Genomic DNA, 207 nt, shown 5'->3' with positions numbered 1-207 from the left:
CGTTCCCGGCCGAAGGATCGTTATTGCCGGAAACGGCCCCTTGAATATGCAGGTCGCAAACGAACTTCGAAAGGCAGGAGCCTCCATAGTCGCTTTGCTGGAAGCAGCACCACCACCGTGGTCTCGCCCTGCAGCAGCCTTCGGCCTTCTGACAACTGATCCCGCTCTCGCCCGTCACGGATTGCGCCAGATATCGACGCTTAGATC

General features: G+C 58.9%; 1 protein-coding gene. It reads left to right on the top strand.

The window, feature by feature from the left end:
- The coding region (locus AF337_RS45050; RefSeq protein ID WP_152970906.1) for a hypothetical protein at positions 1-207 on the top strand (207 nt) is incomplete at both ends.

The sequence above is a fragment of the Rhizobium ecuadorense genome (genome assembly GCF_001187535.1).
Taxonomy (GTDB): Bacteria; Pseudomonadota; Alphaproteobacteria; order Rhizobiales; family Rhizobiaceae; genus Rhizobium; species Rhizobium ecuadorense.
The sequence above is the reverse complement of the archived record's forward strand: the minus strand, read 5'-3'. Positions and strand labels throughout refer to the sequence as shown.